General features: G+C 48.4%; 19 protein-coding genes. 9 read left to right on the top strand and 10 right to left on the bottom strand.

Translation table 11 applies throughout. From position 1 onward, the window contains the following. Positions 1-44 precede the first annotated feature (44 nt). Both AC2YIT_RS27420 and AC2YIT_RS27415 read left to right on the top strand, forming a co-directional pair. Complete coding sequence (locus tag AC2YIT_RS27420; protein WP_487281310.1) at positions 45-1241, top strand: porin; 1197 nt, start codon at positions 45-47, stop codon at positions 1239-1241. Positions 1242-1301: 60 nt separating this feature from the next. Continuing rightward, positions 1302-2621 carry an ammonium transporter gene (locus tag AC2YIT_RS27415; RefSeq protein WP_309985261.1) on the top strand — a complete coding sequence of 440 codons (1320 nt, stop codon included), beginning with the start codon at positions 1302-1304 and terminating at the stop codon, positions 2619-2621. Between the two features lie 203 nt (positions 2622-2824). Here AC2YIT_RS27415 and mtaB read toward each other — a convergent pair whose 3' ends face one another. After that, positions 2825-4153: a tRNA (N(6)-L-threonylcarbamoyladenosine(37)-C(2))-methylthiotransferase MtaB gene (gene mtaB, locus AC2YIT_RS27410; RefSeq protein ID WP_487281309.1), complete on the bottom strand. Its 1329-nt coding sequence runs from the start codon at positions 4151-4153 to the stop codon at positions 2825-2827. Between the two features lie 36 nt (positions 4154-4189). Then, the gene (locus AC2YIT_RS27405; protein ID WP_487281308.1) at positions 4190-6025 is read right to left on the bottom strand and encodes an LTA synthase family protein; all 1836 of its coding nucleotides are present in this window, start codon (positions 6023-6025) and stop codon (positions 4190-4192) included. 148 nt (positions 6026-6173) lie between these two features. Between AC2YIT_RS27405 and AC2YIT_RS27400 the strand changes: the two genes are divergently transcribed. After that, positions 6174-8360 carry a glutamine synthetase III family protein gene (locus tag AC2YIT_RS27400; RefSeq protein WP_430846130.1) on the top strand — a complete coding sequence of 729 codons (2187 nt, stop codon included), beginning with the start codon at positions 6174-6176 and terminating at the stop codon, positions 8358-8360. A gap of 30 nt (positions 8361-8390) precedes the next feature. Further along, positions 8391-8942: a hypothetical protein gene (locus AC2YIT_RS27395; protein WP_430846132.1), complete on the top strand. Its 552-nt coding sequence runs from the start codon at positions 8391-8393 to the stop codon at positions 8940-8942. A gap of 118 nt (positions 8943-9060) precedes the next feature. Here the strand turns inward: AC2YIT_RS27395 and AC2YIT_RS27390 are convergent, their stop codons facing one another. Beyond that, positions 9061-10074, bottom strand: a complete 1014-nt coding sequence (locus tag AC2YIT_RS27390) for a glutamine synthetase beta-grasp domain-containing protein (protein ID WP_430846134.1) — start codon at positions 10072-10074, stop codon at positions 9061-9063. Positions 10075-10468: 394 nt separating this feature from the next. Between AC2YIT_RS27390 and AC2YIT_RS27385 the strand changes: the two genes are divergently transcribed. From AC2YIT_RS27385 to AC2YIT_RS27375, 3 genes are all read left to right on the top strand, one after another. Further along, positions 10469-11176, top strand: a complete 708-nt coding sequence (locus tag AC2YIT_RS27385) for an RsmE family RNA methyltransferase (RefSeq protein WP_430846136.1) — start codon at positions 10469-10471, stop codon at positions 11174-11176. 173 nt (positions 11177-11349) lie between these two features. Beyond that, on the top strand, positions 11350-12009 hold the full coding sequence (locus AC2YIT_RS27380) for a DUF4159 domain-containing protein (protein ID WP_430846138.1): 660 nt from the start codon (positions 11350-11352) through the stop codon (positions 12007-12009). 130 nt (positions 12010-12139) lie between these two features. Continuing rightward, positions 12140-12886, top strand: coding sequence for an acyl-CoA desaturase (locus AC2YIT_RS27375; RefSeq protein WP_430846140.1), 747 nt, complete (start codon positions 12140-12142; stop codon positions 12884-12886). Between the two features lie 356 nt (positions 12887-13242). Here the strand turns inward: AC2YIT_RS27375 and AC2YIT_RS27370 are convergent, their stop codons facing one another. The 5 genes from AC2YIT_RS27370 to AC2YIT_RS27350 all read right to left on the bottom strand — a co-directional run bounded on the left by AC2YIT_RS27370 (position 13243) and on the right by AC2YIT_RS27350 (position 18473). Then, positions 13243-14625, bottom strand: coding sequence for a sensor histidine kinase (locus AC2YIT_RS27370; RefSeq protein ID WP_430846142.1), 1383 nt, complete (start codon positions 14623-14625; stop codon positions 13243-13245). Between the two features lie 3 nt (positions 14626-14628). Then, positions 14629-15306, bottom strand: coding sequence for a response regulator (locus AC2YIT_RS27365; protein WP_291202765.1), 678 nt, complete (start codon positions 15304-15306; stop codon positions 14629-14631). Beyond that, positions 15303-15836, bottom strand: a complete 534-nt coding sequence (locus tag AC2YIT_RS27360) for a 5' nucleotidase, NT5C type (protein ID WP_430846144.1) — start codon at positions 15834-15836, stop codon at positions 15303-15305. The genes AC2YIT_RS27365 and AC2YIT_RS27360 overlap by 4 nt, the downstream gene beginning before the upstream one ends. Then, positions 15836-17137: a dihydrolipoamide acetyltransferase family protein gene (locus tag AC2YIT_RS27355; RefSeq protein ID WP_487281307.1), complete on the bottom strand. Its 1302-nt coding sequence runs from the start codon at positions 17135-17137 to the stop codon at positions 15836-15838. The genes AC2YIT_RS27360 and AC2YIT_RS27355 overlap by 1 nt, the downstream gene beginning before the upstream one ends. 64 nt (positions 17138-17201) lie before the next feature. Next, positions 17202-18473 (bottom strand): competence/damage-inducible protein A, encoded by a 1272-nt coding sequence (locus tag AC2YIT_RS27350; RefSeq protein WP_487281306.1) that lies wholly within the window; start codon positions 18471-18473, stop codon positions 17202-17204. Between the two features lie 107 nt (positions 18474-18580). Between AC2YIT_RS27350 and AC2YIT_RS27345 the strand changes: the two genes are divergently transcribed. Then, on the top strand, positions 18581-19306 hold the full coding sequence (locus AC2YIT_RS27345) for a DUF4197 domain-containing protein (RefSeq protein WP_487281305.1): 726 nt from the start codon (positions 18581-18583) through the stop codon (positions 19304-19306). A 35-nt stretch (positions 19307-19341) separates the two neighbouring features. Then, the gene (gldC, locus tag AC2YIT_RS27340; protein WP_106595357.1) at positions 19342-19683 is read left to right on the top strand and encodes a gliding motility protein GldC; all 342 of its coding nucleotides are present in this window, start codon (positions 19342-19344) and stop codon (positions 19681-19683) included. Between the two features lie 50 nt (positions 19684-19733). Here gldC and AC2YIT_RS27335 read toward each other — a convergent pair whose 3' ends face one another. Both AC2YIT_RS27335 and AC2YIT_RS27330 read right to left on the bottom strand, forming a co-directional pair. Continuing rightward, complete coding sequence (locus tag AC2YIT_RS27335) at positions 19734-20093, bottom strand: MmcQ/YjbR family DNA-binding protein (protein WP_430846152.1); 360 nt, start codon at positions 20091-20093, stop codon at positions 19734-19736. Continuing rightward, entirely contained in the window at positions 20090-20269 is a 180-nt protein-coding gene (locus AC2YIT_RS27330) for a DUF6728 family protein (RefSeq protein WP_090379576.1), read from the bottom strand. Before AC2YIT_RS27330 ends, AC2YIT_RS27335 begins: the two co-directional genes overlap by 4 nt. Positions 20270-20277: the final 8 nt, after the last annotated feature.

Genomic DNA, 20277 nt, shown 5'->3' with positions numbered 1-20277 from the left:
GTAATGCAGCCGGAGAGTAATATTAACTTAAACAGAATATAATTATGAAAAAAGTCTATTGCACAGTATTATCTTTGATGGTTCCTTTTTTGGGTTTTGCGAAGGAGGAAGATGATAAGAAGGCGGTGAAAGCCGATACTGCGGTGGTAACAGAGGCTAAGGACGAGGAGGAGGCCAAAGGAGCGTTCGCTTTCTCGGGTTATCTGGATTCCTATTACATGGCTAATTTCAACAAACCTGCATCCCGCTCCAATATGGGCGCCACCAACGCACGGGTGTTCGACCAGAAATCGGGCCAGTTCTCGCTGGGTTTGGTTCAGGCGAAAGTCGCTTATACCAATGCCAAGTCGGAAGCGGTTGTCGACCTTACTTTCGGACCTAACGCCAACCTCGGTAACTACGGCAACTCGCTATTCAGCACTGCGCTCGCCATTAAGCAAGCATACTTTACATACAAATTCACCGACAAGTTCTCGATGACAGCTGGACAGTTCGGTACGCATATCGGGTACGAAGTGATCGACGCACCGGCCAACTTCAACTACTCGCTTTCCAACTTGTTCAACAATGGCCCTTTCTACCATGCCGGTTTGAAAGCGACCTACGCATTCTCCGACAAGGCGTCGTTGATGGTGGGTGTTGTGAACAACGTAGATGGTCTGGGCGACAATAACCGCGCGAAGGGGATTATCAGCCAGCTGTACTTTAAGCCGGTTAACAACTGGAACGTTTACCTGAACTATATCGGAAGCAACGAAGCAAATACGGATTCACTGGGTAAGCAGCCGGACGGTTTCTACCAGGTGTTCGATATTACCACGAGCTTCCAGGTGACTGAGAAATTCCTCTTGGGTCTGAATGCCGCTTACGGATCTCAAAAAGGTGATTATCAGGGTGCAGGTGGTCCGGTTGATACTGAGTCATGGGGTGGTTTTGCAGTGTACGCCAATACGGCTATCACAGATAACTTCGGAATCGGTGCACGCTACGAGTACTTCAACAACGACAATGGTGTGCGCGGTTTGCTGACTCCTGCCGGTACAGGTACCAAAGTAAACTCGGTCACACTGACCGGTAATATCAATCTTGCAGACGGGCACATTCTGGTTAAACCTGAATTCCGCCTCGACGCATATCCTAAACAAAAAGGTGGTGAAGCGCAGCAGTTCCAGGATTCGGACGGCGGATGGACAAAAAACAGTCAAACCACTTTCGGACTCGCATTCATTTACAAATTCTGACACAACAGCATTTCACACGAATACCTTCTTAATCTAATACAATAACAATAATTTACTACAATGGAAAAACGTAACTTTATCCCACTGATTATCCTCCTGGTAATCAGCATCCTCGGTGCCTTCGTCCCCAATGTTCCGACGCAGATCGTGACGGAGGGCATCAATTCGGGCGACACAGCGTGGATGCTTGTTTCATCCGCACTGGTATTGCTCATGACTCCTGGTCTGGCATACTTCTACGGAGGAATGGTCAACACCAAAAACGTCATTTCCACGATGCTCCAGAGCTTCATCGCAATGGGAGTAATCAGTGTGGTGTGGGTAGTTTGCGGTTTCAGTCTTGCGTTTGGTGAGGATATCGGTGGTTTCATCGGCAACCCAACTACGCACTTCATGTTCAAAGGCGTATTGGACGGTCCGATTTGGGGAACCATTCCTTTCGCTTTGTTCGCAATGTTCCAGTTGAAGTTCGCGGTAATTACTCCTGCGCTTGTAACCGGCTCGATGGCTGAGCGTATCAACTTCCGCTCTTACGTTCTTTTCATTATCCTTTTCTGTGTGTTTATCTACACTCCGCTCTGTCATATGACATGGCATGCAGACGGTATCCTTTTCAAAATGGGGGTACTTGACTTCGCTGGTGGTACTGTTGTTCACATGTCGGCCGGTTGGGCTGCATTCGCTGGTGCATTGTACCTGAAACGCCGCAAGTCGCTCCTCGAAGATCACGTGCTTCCTCCTGCAAACATTCCATTCGTATTGTTGGGTACAGGTTTGCTTTGGTTCGGATGGTTCGGTTTCAATGCCGGTTCTGCTCTGACAGCTTCTCCATTGGCAGTTTCAGCTTTCGCTACTACTAACACTGCTGCCGGTGCTGCTGGTTTGGCATGGGTCCTTTTCGATGCTGCAAGAGGTAAAAAAGTATCTGCACTTGGTTTCTGTATCGGTGCAGTAGTTGGTCTGGTTGCCATTACACCTGCTGCCGGTTTTGTAACGGTTCCTGCTTCGTTGTTCATCGGTACTATCGCTGCGATCACTTCTAACTATATCGCTCACCTCCGTACACGTTCGACATTGGACGATACACTCGACGTATTCCCTTGCCACGGTGTAGGTGGTATGGTAGGTATGCTTATGACCGGTATCTTCGCAACCAGCGGTGTTAACTCACTGGTAGTAGATCAAGGTCTGGCATTCGGCGAAACCAAACTGTTCATCAACCATGTAATTGCCCTGGTAGGTGTATCGGTATTCGCATTCGTTGGCTCATTCCTGCTGCTGAAAATCACTGACCTGATCCTGCCACTTCGTGTGTCTGAGCAAGATGAGAAAGCAGGTCTGGATGTGAGCCAGCACGACGAGTTCCTTGTAGAGGCTTAATCTAAACTATAAGAATAAATGAAGAAGCCCGGCCAAATGGTCGGGCTTTCTTTATTTTCCAGATTTTAAAATTTCCAGATTCCTTTCCCTTTAAATCCCTGGTTAAAATCCGGGGGGGCAAAGGATTTTTTAGTCCCTTGCCGTCGACTTAAGTCGACGGTAATAGATTAAAATTGCTTCTCAGAGCCAGCTTCTAATCTATTCTAATGCACTAAAATCTCTTCCTGAGTCTCGGTAACTTCCATCAACCCCTCTGCATTAATGTGATCATACCGCACATCCTTGGTTTCATTGATTAGCAATGGATCGTACTTCACAGCCACGCGCACGTAGTTACCTGTAAACCCAAGCATCTGCCCGTTCTGCACCTCATCTTCAAACAGCACTTTGCCTACCTTGCCGATCTGGCTTTCATAAAAGAACCGTTTCTTTTTATCCGAAAGAATATGCAGCATTTTAGAGCGTTCCGCCCGTTCCGCTTTGGGAACAACAGGCCGAATGGCTAATGCAGTCGTATTTTCTCTTTCCGAATACGTAAATACGTGTAAATACGAAACCTCCAACTCATTCAAAAAGCGATAAGTTTCTTCAAACAGCTCCTTCGTTTCACCCGCATGACCTACGATCACATCCACGCCAATGCAGCAATCAGGCATCAGCGATTTGATTTTCGCCACGCGCTCGGCATACAGTTCGCGTTTGTAGCGGCGCTTCATCAGGCCAAGCACCTTGTTGGACCCTGATTGCAATGGAATATGGAAATGGGGGGCAAATCGTTTGGATTGCGCTACAAACTCGATGATCTCATCGGTAAGCAGGTTAGGCTCGATGGATGAAATGCGGAAACGCTCAATGCCTTGCACTTCGTCCAATGCCTTAATCAGATTCAGGAAAGTTTCTTCGCGAACGCTGTTGCGCAAGCCGAAATCGCCGATATTTACACCGGTAAGTACAATTTCCTTCACATCACGTGCGGCAATGTCGCGCGCGGCCTTCACGATATTTTCAATACTGTCGGACCGGCTCTTCCCGCGTGCGAGCGGGATTGTGCAATACGCGCATGGGTAGTCGCAGCCGTCCTGCACTTTCAGGAACGTGCGCGTGCGATCGTTGAGCGAGTAGGAGGTATGGTACTCAACCGCATTGTCGATCGTCGAAGCGATTACCTGTGCGGGCTGGCCTGACGGCGCTTTTTCAAATGTATCGATCAATTCTACCAACCGGAATTTCTCGGCAGCGCCTAAAACGGCGTCAACGCCGGGTATTTCGGAGATTTCCTTCGGTTTCAGCTGCGCGTAGCAACCAATGATGGCCACATAGCCGTCCGCATTGATCTTCTGGGCCTCGCGCACGATTTTGCGGCATTTCTTGTCCGCATTCTCTGTGACCGAGCAGGTGTTGATGATAAAAATATCCGGGTTTTCGTTGAATTCCACTTTGGTATAACCCTTATCCTCGAACATCCGTCCGATGGAAGAGCTTTCTGAGTAATTCAGCTTGCACCCTAATGTATAGAAAGCGACTCTTTTCATTGTTTTCAAATATCCTGCAAAATTACACCTTTATTATCAACGCTTTAAATAATCTCCAAAAGAAGATTGCAGGTAAGCCTTGCTAAGGTCTTCTTCCTGTGGTAATAAAGCGCCGCTTTTCTCGGTGATATTCCCTCCGATGTTGTCCCTGACAAGAAATCCGTCCGGGCGCATCCAGCCGAGGCCGTTGTTGAATGCGAAATAGGCAAAATCCTGGCGACCTTTTTTGAAAATGTCGTTACTCCATGCAAAAGTTCCGGAAGGAAGGTGCATTTGATTCAAAATCGTGGCGGCGAGGTCGGTTTGCGATGCGAGCGTGTCCACGCGTGCAGGCGCAGCAGTGAGTGCGCCTCCGAGCCAGAGCATGGGAATATGAAACTCCGAGGGCTTGTCTTTCCGCGTTTCGGGCAATGGATGACCGTGGTCGGCGATGATGACGACGAGCGTATTTTTCCACCAAGGCTTGGTTTGGGCCTCGCGGAGGAATGCGCCCAGGGATTCGTCGGTGTAATGTAATGCATTCAGGAACAAATGCTCCGGATCGTTGCCGGCGATTACGGTTTTGGTGGGTACTTCAAACGGTTCGTGGCTGCTTAATGTAAACATCGTCGAGAAGAACGGCCGCTTTTCCTGATCAAGGTCGTGCATTAATCGTTTGAAAACCACATGGTCGTGCGCCCCCCATTTGGAATTCATGTCTTTGGAATCGAAATCATTAATATCGACGATCCGGTCGAAACCCTGTTGGAGGAAGTAGGATTTCATATTGGCAAACTCGGTTTCGCCTCCGTAGTAAAAGGATGTTTGCCAGCCGTTGGTTTTGAAAATCGTTGGCAGGGACGGAAGCGATGCGGTTTTTTTAGGTATTTTAATAATGGAAGTGGTAGGTTGGGCTGGATAACCGCTCAAAATGGCTACCATTCCCTTGTCGCTGCGGTTACCGCTTGCATATATATTGGTAAAGAGCAGCCCTTCTTTGGCAATCTGGTCAAACTGGGGAGTGATGTTTTTTAAACCGCCGAGTGAGCCCACCGCCTTTGCTGTGAAACTTTCCCAGATAATCACCAGCACATTCTTTTTACCGACCGTGTCAATAACCTGATCCGTCTTGCCATTTGATTTGTACAGATCCGCGACAGTTTGGTTTGCTTCCGCATCTTCTGTGTATTTGAACGGGTTCTTATTGGAATAACTCGCATTCAAAACCGAGCGCATGTAATTCCACGGCACATTCACTGCAGCGTAATTAGCAAAGCTCTTGTCGCTGAAAAACACTGCGCTTTCGTTCATTGGCGCGAGCTGGAAGCCGCCGCGGATAGGAATGACGAGGCTACCGGCCAGGATAAGGAACGCGGGTATCGTGTATAAAAGCGGTGATCGCCGAAATGATCCTGTAACACGGCGGATAATGGTTTGCAATACCCGGTTGACCAAAAAAATCAATACAATAAGTAACAAAACCAGTTGCCATACCGGTGCCGCACCCATCGACGCCATCGCTTCCGCGGGTGTTTCTAGGTAATGCAGGGAGGTTGCGTCGATGCGGAAGCCCCATGCGCGGAACAGTTCGAGATCAACAACGGTGAGCAGCGTGATGAGGGATACAATAATAATGGTATAGATGGCCAGCGTCCTGCGGTACCAGTCCCAGCGTTGGCCGGTGAACATCATTAATAATGTTGGAATCGCCAGGATATAGGCCGCGAAGGAAATGTCCATCGGTAACCCGTGAGATGCGCTAGCCACCCATAGCGAAGAGGGAAGTTCGAGTGCCTTTTTATAATGGTATGCCAGGAAAATGACCCGGAAAAACTGGAAGATGACGACCCAGGCCAGCCCGTACAGGGCGATAAATTCAAGTCTTTTACGCATTGGTGTCTATGAACAATTTGCAAAGTTCTTAAAAATGCGCTAACCTGTGGTAACCGATGGACAGCTAATATGAAAATGTCCGCACGATTTGCGGTTCGTATCGGTAAATAGATAATTTTGAGGAGAATTAATATAAATCAGTAAATACATGACGTTTCGTTCCAAAGCTTTTGAGATCGCGCAAGGCCGCGTCTCGCCTGTTTTGACCCCTCCCACAGAAAAAGTAGCCGACCTTTATGGTAGCAATACATTCAGTGATGATGTGATGAAGACCCTGCTTTCGGCAGAGGCATATGCCAAGATTTCCAATTCGATCCGTTCCGGCTTGACGATTGACCGGGAAGTGGCCGAAGAAGTGGCGGCAGCCATGAAATCGTGGGCCATTTCCAAAGGTGCAACCCACTATACCCACTGGTTCCAGCCGTTGACAGGAACGACCGCCGAGAAACACGATTCGTTTTTTGACCTCACCATGGACGGAAAGGCTGTCGAGAAATTCAAGGGCAGCGCATTGGTGCAGCAGGAGCCGGACGCCTCTTCGTTCCCGAGCGGAGGCTTGCGTGCGACGTTCGAGGCGCGGGGCTATACAGGCTGGGACCCAAGCTCGCCGGCGTTTTTGATGGACAATGGGGCAGGGGGAAAGACATTATGTATCCCGTCCGTATTCATTTCCTACAATGGCGAGGCATTGGATTACAAAGCGCCACTCCTGCGCTCGCTCATGACGCTCGACAAGGCTGCTACGGGCGTTTGCCAGTTTTTCAACCGGGATGTTTCCAAGGTTACACCTACGCTCGGGATCGAGCAGGAGTATTTTTTGGTAGATAAGGCATTGTATTACGCTCGTCCCGATTTGCTGATGGCAGGCCGGACTGTTTTTGGGCATAACCCAGCCCGTGGACAGCAGCTCGACGACCATTACTTCGGATCCATTTCGCCGCGTGTGAACGCATTCATGGTGGATTTCGAATTTGAAGCGTTGAAATTAGGGATTCCGGTTCGCACCCGTCACAACGAAGTAGCACCCGGCCAGTTCGAATGTGCCCCGACTTTTGAAGAAGTCAACCTTGCCATCGATCACAATGCATTGCTGATGGATCTTATGCAGAAAATCGGCGACAAGCATAATTTCCAGGTTCTTTTCCATGAAAAGCCATTTGCAGGCATTAATGGAAGCGGAAAACATAACAACTGGTCGCTGTCGACCGATACGGGCATTAACCTCCTCGCACCGACCTCAAAACCGAAAGAAAACCTGCGCTTCCTCACTTTCCTGATGAATGTTGTGAAAGCTGTGCATGACCACGCCGATTTGCTGCGCGCGTCCATTTCGTCTGCAGGTAACGAGCATCGCCTGGGCGCGAACGAGGCGCCGCCGTCGATTGTGTCGGTATTCCTAGGGGGGGACCTTACTAATATGCTGGAAGAGCTTGTAAGCAAGGGAGAGATCACGCTGGAAAAAGGCGAGAACTTCTATTATAAACTCGGTATTTCCCGCATTCCGAACCTTCAACGCGATAACACCGACCGTAACCGAACGTCGCCATTCTGTTTTACCGGAAACAAATTCGAATACCGCGCCGTGGGAAGCTCGCAAAACAGCGCCTCGCCGATGATCATCCTGAATACGATCGTAGCAAATCAGTTGATTGACTTCAAACGCGAAATGGATGAACGCCTGGCAGCGGGTGAAGAGAAGAAAGTGGCGACCGTGGAGATTTTGAAACGCTACTACCTCGAATCTAAAAACATCCTTTTTGAAGGAAACGGATATTCCGACGAATGGATCGAGGAAGCGGCCAAGCGTGGTTTGAGTAATATCCGCGAGACTTTCGATGCGTTGTATGCCTATAAGACTGATAAAACCATTGCTGTTTTTGAAAGAACAGGCGTGTTGAGCTCGCGCGAACTGCACGCGCGTTACGAGATCGAACTGGAAAACTATGTGAAAAAATTGCAGATCGAATCGCGCGTGATCGGTGACCTGGCATTGAACCACATTGTTTCTACGGTGGTAAAATACCAGTTCAAACTCGCACAAACCGCCCGCTCGCTAACCGATCTGGAAATGCTCGAAGAAGCCGAGCCGATCAAAGAGATTATCCGCGATATTTCTTCGCATGTGGTAGTCATCAAAAAGCTGGTGCACGAAATGACCGAAAGCCGTAAGAAGGCCAACAACATCGAGGAGCTTTTCGAGCGTGCGAAATGCTACGGTTCAGAGGTGAAGGGGCATTTTGACGAGATCCGTTACCACGTCGATAAACTGGAATTGTTGATCGACGACGAGGACTGGCCATTGGCTAAATACCGCGAAATGCTATTTTTAGAGTAGTTTTACAGTTGAATCAAACAACAGAAGAATATGAATCCCGGATTTGATCCAGAAGAAATCGCGCAGCTCAAAGCCGAATGCAAGGCCGAGAATTCGAACTTTATATATGTAGAGGACGAATTTGAGGATGAAGGAGACAATAACGAGCACGCACACGTGCAGTTTGTCGGTACTTATAAAAATCAGGAGGTTATTTATGATGCCTTGATTTACACTTTGCGCCTGCACCATTCAACGCTCGTGTACGACGAGGCGCTGGAACGGTTGAAAAAGGAAATGCCGGGCTATTTGTCGCCGGATGAGCGTCCGGCCAACTATAAGATCTCCGACGAGCAGGAGGACGAAGCCGAATTGCTGCTCACCGAGTTTATCGAAGAAATCGAAGAAGGGGAGGAGATTACCGTCCGTGAGCACATCGAAGTAGACGATCAGTTTGAGTACGGCGTGGGCCTGGAAGTAGGTTTGAATAAAACGGAGATCGATGAGCAGGTGATCAGCGACTTCATCAACGCCTATACATCAGGCAATGTGCAGCTTGATCCCACCTTATACTCTTTCATGGGCAGCGAGGACGAAGATTGATCGGTACAGATACTGGCCCTGGCCTACCCAGCCTTTAAAGGCTGGGTTACAGAATGTCATAATAAGCAAAACGACCACCTTTTGGGTGGTCGTTTTGCTTATTATGACATTCTGCGGATTAGATAACAGCAGATTTTACAGTCTTGATGATACGGGCTGCCACTTTGTAAGGATCAGCAGCAGAGTTCGGACGACGGTCTTCGAGGTATCCGCTCCATCCTTTTGCAGGAACGACAACAGGGATACGAATAGAAGCACCACGGTCAGAAACGCCGTAGCTGAAATCATGGATAGAAGCAGTTTCGTGCTTTCCAGTCAAACGCAGGTGGTTGTCAGCACCGTAAACTTCGATGTGCTCTTTCACTACCGGGCGGAATGCTTCGCAGATTTTATCGAAAGTATCTTTGCTTCCGGCAGTTCTCAAAGTAGAGTTCGAGAAGTTAGCATGCATACCTGAACCGTTCCAGTCAAGCGCGCCGAGCGGCTTGCAGTGCCAGTTGATAGATACACCGTATTTTTCGCCGATTCTTTCGAGAAGGTAACGGCCCAACCAGATCTGGTCACCAGCTTCTTTCGCACCTTTTGCAAAGATTTGGAATTCCCACTGTCCTGCTGCCACCTCAGCGTTGATACCTTCAACGTTCAGGCCGGCATCGAGGCAAGCGTCCAAATGCTCTTCGATGATTTCACGACCGAAAGCGTTTTTCGCGCCTACTGAGCAATAGTAGGGTCCTTGTGGAGCTGGGTAGCCATTGGCAGGGAAGCCAAGCGGTTTGTTGGTTTCGTTGTCCCAAAGGAAATATTCTTGTTCAAATCCGAACCAGAAGTCGTTATCGTCGTCTTCGATAGTTGCGCGACCGTTTGATTCGTGAGGAGTTCCGTCAGCGTTCAATACCTCGCACATTACCAGGTAGCCATTTTTGCGCTGTGGATCGGGGATAATGTAAACCGGTTTCAGCAAACAGTCGGAAGAACCGCCAGGAGCCTGCTCAGTTGACGAGCCATCAAACGACCACATTGCGCAATCTTCCAGTTTTCCACTAAAATCGTTTTCAATTTTGGTTTTGCTGCGTAAACTTTGGGTCGGCTTGTAGCCATCCAACCAAATATATTCCAGCTTGGACTTTGACATAATAGTACTAGATAAAGTGGTGACGAATAATTATAACGGCACAATATTAATGCAAAAATGTATTTACAAAAAATAAATGTTAGGAAAAATTAGCCATCGACAAAATATTATTGTGTTCGTGGTAGTATTGTCAGTAAAAAATGTACTATTCCAATAAAATGAGTGAGATTCAAAAAATGGCGTTTTGTGAAATTTTTTTGCTAAAAAGTCTGAAACAGGTTAAAAATATGCCTTTGAAAACATAAAATACCGAGAATATCCAATAAACTGTCATTTTTGGAGTCGCGACTGGATAGAATTCTGCGGGGATTTTAAATTTTGTGCCGTTGCCGATATTTTGTATATTTTTGGAGGCTTCAGCGGTATTTGCTCACATTATCACAATATTGGAAAAATGCATTTGTTTTACCAGCCTGACCCTCACGTTTTTGAACTCGACGAGGAGGAAGCAAGGCATAGTTCGAAGGTTTTGAGGCTGGGTACCGGCGACATGATTTACGTCACAAATGGCCAGGGATTGCTCCAAAAATGCCGGCTCAACGTTCACGGACGAAAAGTAGGTTACGAAGTGATAGAATCCAAAATGACGGACCGGAGAAATTTCGCCGTCCATATGGCTATCGCGCCCACACGCAAGGCCGAGCGAAACGAATGGATGGTGGAGAAAATGACCGAAATCGGTGTGGAGCGTATTGATTTCGTTGTGACCGAGCATACCAACCCCGAAACTTTGAACCGCGTGGTGAACCTGACAAGGCTGAACCGTATTGCCGCCGCTGCCATGAAGCAGTCGCAGCAATATTATATGCCGGTCATTACAGTAAATAACAGGTACGAGCCGTTTATTAAAAACGTGGGCGACGCAGTCCGGCTTATCGCTTACGTTCCGGAACAAAATATGGTGGAACACGTTTTCAGTAAAATAAAAAAGGGCAGCGATACGACGCTACTAATCGGTCCGGAAGGTGATTTTAGCCCCAAGGAAGTGGGATTAGCGCTGGAAAGCGGTTTCGAAACGGTGTCGTTAGGTCCAACAAGGCTCCGTACTGAAACGGCTGCGGTTGCAGGTTGCCATGCGATTAACCTGGCGCAGGTTTTATAATGGGTTTTGAATGACTGAATGACTGAATGACTGAATAGGTTTTATAGTCATTGCGTCAGAAGTAGTCATAGAATTCGTGGGAATCGTTGAACAATATCTGACCATTCCTGACCACATTTGACTTTTCTATCACACATTCAATCATTCAATCATTCAATCATTCAATCATTGATATGAGCATCCGCCTCCTCGTTATTGCCCTATTACTGTGCGCCTCGAGTGTGTCGTTTGCGCAGTCGTCGCTCAAAATCGCGAAGCTGAAATACGGCGGCGGCGGCGACTGGTATGCCAATAAAACCTCGCTGCCGAACCTGATTAAGTTCTGTAATGCGGAGTTGAAAATGAACATTAACCCGGTAGAGGATGTGGTCGAAGTAGGCAGTCCGGATATTTTCTCCTACCCGTTTGTTCATATGACCGGGCATGGGAATGTCGTTTTCAGCGACGCGGAGGCACAAAACCTGAGGAATTACCTGCTTTCGGGCGGTTTCCTGCATGTGGACGACAATTACGGCCTCGACCAGTTTATCCGCCGGGAAATGAAAAAAGTCTTTCCCGAACTGTCATTCGTAGAGCTTCCGTATGATCACCAGGTTTACCATATGAAGTACAATTTTCCCGACGGTCTGCCGAAAGTTCATGAGCATGACGGCAAACAGCCACAGGGCTTCGGATTGATCTGGCAGGGCCGGCTGATTTGCTATTACAGCTACGAAACCGATCTGGGTAATGGTTGGGAGGATCAGAGCGTGTACAACGACCCCGAGGAAATGCGCCGCAAGGCACTGCAAATGGGTGCTAACCTCCTTAGTTACGCTTTTATGGTCGAGTAGGTGCGTGACGGTTACAAACGGAGCAAGTTCTATGGTTATATTCCAAATTTAGTTTGGGAAATTTCGGTTTTCTAACCTTTGGCACTTACTTTTGTGCAAAGTTTAGCATATTATCATTTTCCGCCATTCCATGTATATAGTCCTGATTGTATTTGTTGTACATTGGTATTTGTCACTATTCTGTCAAACCTTTTTCCTGCACCGTTATTCCGCTCATAAAATGTTCATCATGAGCAAGCCGTGGGAACGGTTCTTCTATTTGCTTACTTATCTTTCACAAGGTTCTTCTTACCTGAGCCCCCGTGCCTATGCGATCCTGCACCGCATGCACCATGCGTTCAGCGATACCGATAAAGACCCGCATTCACCGCACCACACGAAAAACGTGTTCACGATGATGTGGGAGACCAAAAACATTTACAATGCCGTATTGAACCGCAAGCGTGCCATCGAGAGCCGTTTCGAGCGTAATTATCCTGAATGGAATTTTGTAGAAAAGCTGGGCGATTCCTGGATTTCGAGAGTGGGCTGGGGTATTTTGTACATCGTGTTCTATGTGCTGGCTTACATCTATCTGGATATGCACTGGGCGTTTTTCTTCCTGCTGCCGATCCATTTCCTGATGGGCCCGATCCATGGAGCGATCGTCAATTGGAGCGGACACAAATATGGTTACCAGAATTTCGATAACGACGATAAGTCTAAAAACTCCCTGATCTTCGACTTCCTGATGATGGGTGAGCTCTTCCAGAACAACCACCACAAGCGCCCGAATTCGATCAACTTCGGTTCCAAGTGGTTCGAAGTCGACCCGACTTACCCGGTGATCAAGCTGTTGAACAAGTTGAAGATTATCGAAATCCGAAAGAAGCACTAATGCATGATGTTCTGATCGTTTTGTGGTCAGAAGTGGTCAGGTGTTGTCATTGGTAGTCATGTATTGTCATTGATAATCATATAATAGTCATTGAAAGGTTGGGAGGAGAATTTGGTCAGTCGGCCAGTTTCTCCTCTCTTTTTATATCAATCACCACACCTGACTCCCAATGACAACACCTGACCACAAATGACAAAAAAATTGGCAGGCGTGAGAGACACCTGCCAAGTTTGCTTATTAACACCACAAAAAATGAAATCCTTTGAGTTTGTCGTCCGGCGGTTGTTTCGCCCTGTCGACATTACAAATAAGATCAACAATACTTAGAAAGGCGTTAATAATAAGTTAGAATTTCCTTAGAGGCGCAAAAAAGTTAAGCGAAATGTCGTGCCTTTCGGAACGTTGGATTGAATGCTGATACTGCCATTGTGCAGCTTTACGATGCGCTCTACGAGTGAAAGTCCGATGCCGTAGCCTTTGATGTTCGCCGTGTTGTCGCTGCGATAGAATGGCTGGAAAACGAGACTCTTGTCTTTATCGGGAATACCCTTCCCGCTGTCCGAAAACGTAAGCCCCAGTTGTCCACGGGAGGGTAGCAGGCAGACGGTCACAGCATTGTCGTCCGAAAATTTGCAAGCATTGTCCATCAGGTTCAGGAACGCGGTTTTAAGCAGCGTTGAATTGCCGGTGATTTCGAGCCAGGTGTCGTCTTCCGGAAGTTCGTCGAAATTGAGCTGGATGTTGTAGGTCGGGTTAGCCTGGGCGAGGTTCATGCGGCAGTCGAGAAGGAGGTCGTCGACGCGGATGAGCTCCGTGAGCAGGTCACGCTGGTCTTCGCTGACTTTTGCAAGTTCTAGCAGTGTATTGGAAAGCTGCCCCAACTCCTGAATATCTTCCAATACGGAGCGGATCGTCATCTGGTACTCGGCCGGGTTTCGCTCTTTGAGCATGCTCACTTCCAGCTGTGATTTAATCTTTGTCAACGGATTTTTCAGTTCGTGCGAGACGTTCGCGACAAAGATTTTCTGCATTTGAAAAGCTGTTTCAATGCGGTCGAGGAGCTTATTGAAAGTGATGGTCAACCGTCCGATCTCGTCTTTCTGGTTGGGTACATTGAGGCGGGTGTCGAGTTTTTGGGGCAAAATGCCTTCCACCGCATTCATTACCTTTGAAATAGGCCTTAATGCACGTTTGGAGAATATCCATCCCACGATTGCCACTACGAACGTTACGACAAGGTATAATACGGTAAGCAGCGTTTTGAGGTTTGAAAGGTTCGCCTGCCCGTACAAGTCCTTGGCCCCGAGCATAACCACGGCTTTGTTGAAAGGGTATTTGTAGTAAAGTCCTACCACTTTATAATCGCCGTCATTATAGCGGATCTGGCCGGCTTTGCGGATTTCGTCGAGCCAGTAATTGGAAACGTGCAGTGCTTTGAGCTGCGGGGTCGTGGAGTTACTGTAAATAAGCCGGTTCTTTTCGTCGAAAATGAAGATGTTTTCGTCGTAAATGAGGTCGCGGTTGGTTTCGTCGAGGGCTTTGAGTACTTCCGCATTGATGAGCGGCACCTGTACTTTTAGCAAAAGTTCTGCCTGCGACTTCGCTTTCGAGCGGAGCCGGTCGTAAAAGTCCTCGGTAACATTATAATAGGTAAAAAAGTAGACGGCCAGAAAGGTGACCAGCAAAATACCGCTTACCAGCAAGGAAAACTGAACCGTAAGTCGGGTGCGTATTTGCATAGCTTATTCTACTTTGAGCACATAACCCATTCCAAATTGCGTGTGGATGAGTTTCACGGGATAATCTTTGTCGATCTTCTTGCGAAGGTAATTTACATATACTTCAATGACATTGGTACCCGTGTCGAAACCGATATCCCAGACCTGCTCGGCGATCTCGACCTTTGAGATAACCCTTCCCTGATTACGGATGAGATACACCAGCAGATTGAACTCCCGCGCCGTCAGATTGATCTTATTCCCCGAGCGATAAACGGTTTTCGCATCCAGCGAAACTTCCAGGTCTGCAAAACGCAACACCTGCGCTGTGTGAGAAACGGTCGAGCCGCGCTTCGTGAGGGCGCGTACGCGTGCGAGGAGTTCTTTAAATTCAAATGGTTTGACGAGGTAATCGTCCGCGCCGGCGTCGAGGCCCGTTACTTTATCGTCGGTCGTACCGAGGGCGGTGAGCATTAATATCGGCGTCTCGTCGCCCCAGCTGCGGATTTCGCGGCAAAGTTCTATGCCGTTAATACCGGGAATGATAATGTCGCTGATAATGAGCTGATAAACGTTGCTGCGCGCGAGCTGTTTTCCAATCAGCCCGTCGTAGGCAATATCGACTTCATACCCATTCTCTTCCAGCCCTTGCCGTATCGACTGCAGTGTTTTTGGCTCGTCCTCGATCAGTAACAGTTTCATACGCTGTGCAAAAATAATTCCGACACTTCCTTCCAGTTTGAAACGCGCTTGTAGGCTGTTTCACGGAGGTTGTGCGGGGATGAAAAAAGAATGCCTTTCCCTTTGAACGCCGCCAGGTTGCGTACATGGTCGTCTATCAGGTAGTCCGACTGGATAATGCTTTTATACCCACAAAAAACCACATTCGTCCACGGGATAAATGGAAAGTGTTTTTTGAGCCAATCGAACTTGTCGCGGAACGAGTTCGGAAATTCCATGCAGGCCGTCGCCACGAACAATTCATAGTACTTTGAAAGCTTGTGAACCGTTTCAATAGCCCCTTCCTTTACCTCGATATCTGCGAAAAAACCGGGCGTATCCATGATCTTATGCAGCTTCGAAAGCTGTTTCGGATGCAGCAATTCCCGCAAACCTTTGGTTTGAAAATCCTCGCGGTGCAATGTGGTCGAAAAATCGGCAAGGACAATGTCGACCAGCTTTTCGTGGGTGTTCGCCAGCACATCGTCCATGTCGAGGGTCAATCTCAGCATCAGATTATGGTTCGGCTAATGTCGAAATTTTCGAGGTAATCGTTCACACGTTTAAGGAACAAGCCGCCCAGCGAGCCGTCCACCACGCGGTGGTCGTACGAATGCGAGACGAACATCATGCTGCGGATACCGATCAGGTCGCCCTGGGGTGTTTCAATCACGGCAGGTTTCTTTTTAATAGCCCCAAATGCCATTATTGCCACCTGCGGCTGCACGATAATCGGCGTGCCCATCAGGTTCGAGAACGCACCGATGTTGGAAACGGTGTAAGTTCCTCCGGCAAGGTCGTCGGCTTTCAGGCGGTTCTCCCGTGCGCGCTTGGCGAGGTCGTTCACCTTGCGCGCGAGACCTGGCAGATCGTACCGGTCGGCATTGTGAATGACCGGCACGATGAGGTTTCCATCCGGCAAGGCCACAGCCATTCCTATATTAATGTCTTTCTTTTTAATGATCTTGTCGCCCTCCACCGAAATGTTGATCAGCGGGTAATCCTTAATCGCCTTCACCACCGCTTCGATCAGAATAGGAGTGAAGGTGATGCTATCGCCAGTCTTCTTGCGGTACTCGGTCTTCACGTGCTCGCGCCAGCCTACCACCGGCGTCATATCCGTTTCGATGAATGAAGTAACGTGCGCCGAAATCCGTTTCGACTCCACCATCCGTTGCGAAATCATCTTCCGCATACGGTCCATTTCGATGATCTCATTGCTGCCGTTCAGCGAAGTGGTCGGAGCTGGGGGAATCGCAGGGCCTTTTTTTCGACGATGTTCGACATACGACAGAATATCGTCCTTTGTAACGCGGTTTTCGAGCCCGGTTCCTTTAATTACCTTCAGTTCATCGACTGGAATCTGTTCCTCACGCGCAATGCTTAGCACAAGTGGAGAATAGAACGAATTGACTTCAGAATTGGCCGGAGCATATTCATAAGCCGGCTCTGGCGTTCTGCTAACAGCCGTTTGGAAATCTTTTTCAAGTGCGGTTACCGTCGCAGCCACGTCAATGTCTTCTTCTACACCTACCAGCACCGGTGAGCCTGCATCCTGTGCAACTACGTCATCGGCCACTTCAATTTGTGCTACAGCGCTGCCGATCGGCACCACGTCGTCGACTTTGACAAGCCATTTGGTGAGTGTTCCCTCGTAAGGGCAGGGGACTTCGGTATCTACTTTATCGGTAGCCACTTCCAGGATGGAGTCATCGATGCGCACCTTTGCACCTTCTTCTGCAAGCAGGTGTAGCACGGTGCATTCCATGATGCTTTCCCCCATCGGAGGCATTACCATTTCAACTATTTTCATACTGGGTGTTTTTTCGAAGGTAAGGAAAACATGCTTTCGTTACCTCTGTGGTCCTGATCTTCGTTTATCCTTTTACCGCGAGAGAAGTCTTTAAAATGGTTTTTCTCAGCAGATTGAGTGCGTAAGAACAGGTTAGTTCTATATTGATTTTTCTGTTGTTCCGTAGTGTCAGGAGCTGGGTAAATGTCTCCTCCGGCGTCGCGCAGGCGATCCATACCGTACCCACCGGCTTTTCCGCCGTGCCGCCATCGGGGCCGGCGATACCGGTTGTGGAAATAGCGAATGTCGTATTCAGTACACGCCTTGCACCTTCGGCCATTTCGCGGGCAGTTTGTTCGCTCACCGCGCCATAGGCTTCCAGCGTTTCGCGCGAGACACCGAGCACACTCATTTTTACATCATTGCTGTAACTTACCACCGAGCCTTCGTAATAGCGCGATGAGCCCGGAATGCTCGTAATCTGATTGGCTACATATCCGCCTGTGCAGCTTTCCGCGGTACCGATGGTTGCATTATTGCTCATCAGCAATGTTCCTATCACCGTTTCCAGTTCATCCGAATCATAGCCAAAAACATATTCTTCGATCAGCGGGAGTACCAATGCTACTTGTTCGTCCAGCTGCTTTTCCAAAACGGCCTGGTCCGTTCCGGTGCCGGTAAGCCGGAGCTTTACCTGGCCGAAATGGGGCAGATAGGCCAGCTTAATATGCTCGGGCAATGCGTCTTCCCAGGCGGAAATTTTCTCGGCGAGGAAGGATTCGCCGATGCCAATTGTGCGGATTTGCTTGTGCTGGATAATATGGGTCGAAAACCGCGCTTTCAGTCTTGGCAGAATCTCAAACTCCATTAAGTTCTTCATTTCATAAGGCACGCCGGGCAGCGAAACGTAAATGACCTGATCTTTTTCGAACCACATGCCTGGGGCGGTACCCCAAAGGTTCGGGATGTAGGTAGCATTTTTGGGGAGAGCTGCCTGCTGAGTGTTCATTTCGGTCATGGCGCGGCCGCGTTTAGCGAAGAACTCGGTGACCAATGCAAGGGCCTCCGGGTTGATTTCCAGTTCTGTGCCGAAGTATTCGCAGAAAGTATGCTTGGTAATATCGTCACGCGTGGGCCCGAGGCCGCCCGTTACGATCACTACATTCACCCGCTGGCTCGCCTGCGTGAGCGCGTCGAGAATGTCCTGCTTATTGTCGCCAACGGATGTTTTCCTTGCCGGACGGATGCCGATGTCAGTGAGTTGGGTGCCAATCCATTGTGTATTCGTGTCGACGATCTGACCAAAAAGAATCTCGTCACCGATCGTGATTATTTCAGCCCTGGCAGAGGAAATCATAGGTTGAGAACAGGTTAAATGGGACCGTTATTTTCCCAAAAATAAGTAAAATTAATCGTTATTGAGTACGTTTGAACCGTAGTGAAATATTAACAAACTCTATTGTAATGAAATACAAAATCCTTTCGTTAACGCTGTTTTGGCTCATTTTAGGACATACCTCACAAGCTCAGTTCAACCTCGGAAAGCTGCTCGGCAAGGGTAGTGGAAAGAGTGACGGACTCAGTGAGAATGAGATTGTTCTGGGTTTGAAAGAGGCATTGAATGTAGGCATCAGCAACGGTTCGGAGTCGGCTTCAAAAGTGGATGGCTTCTTTAAAAACGAGCTGATCAAAATCGCGGTACCGCCGGAAGCGCAGAAAGTTGCGGATGCATTGCGCAAAATGGGCCTTGGTGCCGAGGTCGATAAATTTACATTGTCGCTCAACCGCGCTGCCGAAGATGCCGCCAAGAAATCCAAACCGATTTTCGTGAAAGCGATTACTTCGATGACGGTACCCGACGCGCTGAGCATTTTGAAAGGCCAGGACGATGCTGCCACGCAGTATTTGAAGAAATCGACCAACGATGAGCTTTTCAAAACGTTCTTTCCGGTTGTCGACAGTACTTTGAATCTCAATAAGGCCACTGAATACTACGCCGACATAGTCAAAACTTACAACCAGATCCCATTGGTCAAAAAGGTGAATCCTGATTTGAAACAGTATGCTACACAAAAGACGATCGACGGCCTGTACGTACTGATTGCACAGGAGGAAAAGAAAATCCGCGAAAATCCGGGTGCCCGGGTGACCGATTTGCTGAAAAAAGTGTTCAAGCAGGCAGGCAAATGAGTTTTGCTTACTTTTGTAAAAATTAACACCTCAATATGAAAAAGTCAGAAATACATTTCACCGTTGAACTTGACGAAAAAAATATACCGGAAAAGATCTTTTGGGACGCTACCGACAACCCGAACGAGGGTATCAACGACACCCGCGCGATCGCGATCGGTGTGTGGGACCATTACCACCGCGGAACGCTGAAAATCGACCTCTGGACCAAGGATATGGAAGTTTTTGAAATGAAGCGCTTCTATATCGAACTTATGAGCGGTATCGCGGACACTTTGCTGACGGCTACCAACGACCGCGGCATGGCTGACATGATCGAAGGGGTTTGCGATACTTTGAGCAAGCGCCTGGATGAGGAGATGAAGGCGGCGAAATAGATAATTGCAACCACAATTATTGCGGTGCTCCGCACCGTAGGAAAGGTTTGTCAGCCAATGTTTTTCAATTCTTCCTGCGTTTTCTTGGGCAAACTGGCCGCTACCAGGTCATAGGAATCTTTCACCCAGCTGAACAGCTCATCACTCGGAATGCTGCCCGTCACATACACGGTATTCCAATGCTTTTTATTCATATGATATCCCGGCTTCACGTCGGGATATTTTTCTCTTAGTTCTTCGGCCTTTTCCGGGTCGCATTTCGCATTGAACTGATGCTGCGGCGTGTCGAGCGGTGTGAGCAGGAAGACCTTTCCCATTACTTTAAAAACCAGTGTGTCCGGACCGAACGGCAGTTCTTCCGTTACGCCGGGTAATTTCAGGCAGTAGTCCCGCAGCGTTTCAAGGTTCATCGTGTTAAGGCTCTGACAATCATGATAATGACACAAATCAGGAACATGACGATCGAGATACGGTTGATCCCGTGCATCATGCGCAGGTTGAACGAATCGGGGTTATTCGGGTCGCGTTTTTTGAAGACGCGAATGAAGTAGGAAAACACTTCGCCCAGTTGAAAGTATTTTTTCATTGTATTGT

The sequence above is a fragment of the Dyadobacter sp. SRI_021 genome (genome assembly GCF_057586235.1).
The sequence above is the reverse complement of the archived record's forward strand: the minus strand, read 5'-3'. Positions and strand labels throughout refer to the sequence as shown.